Source organism: Hymenobacter agri (genome assembly GCF_054778495.1).
Map to the genome: position 1 here is coordinate 1 of NZ_BAAGZM010000738.1, position 1822 is coordinate 1822.

Consider the following 1822-nt stretch of genomic DNA (forward strand, 5'->3'; position numbering starts at 1 on the left):
GCAGCATCCACGCCGCCATGCTGGCCGCCGAGGCCCCGGCCGAAGCGCCAGCAGCGGAAAAAGCCAGCCCCCTCACCCACACCGTGAACCCGATGCTGCGCATTTCGCGCACCGAGCGCAGGCTGCGCGAGTTCTGGAACGGGCACCGCGCCACGGTGGGCGTGGCCGCCTCGGTGGCCATCATGGCGGTGTTTGCCACGTTGCTGGGACTGGACATCTGGCGCAATTCCCATTTGGCAACGCCGAGCAACTATCAGGCGCTACGACGCGAAGTTGAGCGCATTAAGAAGAGCCAGAAAGACTTGAAACTGACGTTGAACACGCAGTTGGGCCGCGAAACTTTACCTGCTGTGGCTAGCAAGTTCAGCGGTACTGGCTTCGCGCTCACTTCGGAAGGCTATTTGGTAACCAGCTTTCATGTTATTCAGGGTGCCGACTCGTTGCTGATTGAAGGCCAAAATCACCAGCGTTACCACGCTGAACCGGTATACTCGGATGTGAAGCACGACTTGGCTATCCTACGCATCAAGGATAAGAATTTTACTGGCTTTGGCCGTTTACCCTATGCCATAAAATCAAGCCAAGCCGATTTGGGCGAGCGGGTGTTCACGCTGGGCTACCCGCGCGAAGACGTAGTGTACGGCGAAGGGGCCCTCAGTGCCCGTTCGGGCTTCGAGGGCGACACGGCCTTCTACCAAATCAGCATTCCGGTGAACCCAGGCAACTCGGGCGGCCCGCTGCTCGACGAGCGCGGCAACCTGATTGGTGTGGTAAGCGGCCGCCAGAATGACGCTCAGAGCGCCGCCTTCGCCACCAAGTCGTCGTACTTGGTGCGGCTGGTCGACTCGCTCGCCGCTACGGCCAAGGCCGATGCACCCTACCACTTGCCCCGCTACGGCCAGCTGGCTGGCACGGGCCGCCCGCAGCAGCTCAAGAAGCTACGCGACTACGTGTTCGTGGTGAAGGTTTACGAGAAAGAATAGCGTCGGCCTACGCACTACCACGAGTTATCAACGCCCCATTCTTGCAGGAATGGGGCGTTTTGTTTCCGGGCTGCCGGGCAGCAGGTATATTTTTGTTTCACGATACTTTCGCACCGGATTTTGTAATGGATTGCACCGGGCCGCGAATAACCTTGCGGACCGAAACCTAGTATCTAAGCCCAACTGCGCGGCCGGTGCTGTGCGCCTTTCCTGCTACTTCTAAAATCCCGAACTCCGTGGCTAAAAACCAACAAACCCCGCCCAATGGCAACGACGTTGCCGGCTCGGCCATCTTCAAGAAATTCATCAGCGCGGCCGAGGGCTACATCAAGCAGCCCACCCGCCTGAAAACCCTGCTGGCCGACGCCTACAAAAAAGCCAGCGAGAAAAACGACGTGGGCACCATTGCCCACGAAGCCTGGGACACGCTCCAGACAATGTTCCGGCTTATTAAAGCCTCGGTTTCGGGCGAGTACAACGGCGTGCCTACCAGCACGGTGGCGGCAGCCGTGGCCGTGCTCATCTATTTCCTGAGCCCGATTGACTTGATTCCGGACTTCATCCCGGTACTGGGCCTGCTCGATGACGTGGCCTTGGTGGCCTGGTTCTCGACTACGCTCAAGCACGAGATGGATAAATTCCACGAGTGGGAGTTGACGCGCCCGGCCGAAGTGAAAGCAGAACCGGCTGCCACGTCGGCGTCGGCCGGTAACGCGTACGCCGCTACCCCGACGGCCAGCCCCAGCAGCACCGAAGCGGTTGCAAAACCGGCCCCCGGGGTGGTTAACCCCGCCGCCGCCGAATCGGCCGTGCTGACGGACACGCCCGTGGCTCAGCCC

At 60.4% G+C, this 1822-nt stretch carries 1 protein-coding gene and 1 pseudogene; both read left to right on the forward strand.

The window, feature by feature from the left end; genetic code table 11:
* Nucleotides 1-983, forward strand: a 983-nt coding sequence (locus ACYVDE_RS21575; protein ID WP_460503601.1) for a S1C family serine protease, incomplete at its 5' end; no start/stop codon positions are given.
* Nucleotides 984-1420: 437 nt separating this feature from the next.
* Nucleotides 1421-1582, forward strand: a pseudogene (locus tag ACYVDE_RS21580) (YkvA family protein); the annotation flags it as partial.
* Between the last annotated feature and the right edge of the window lie 240 nt (nucleotides 1583-1822).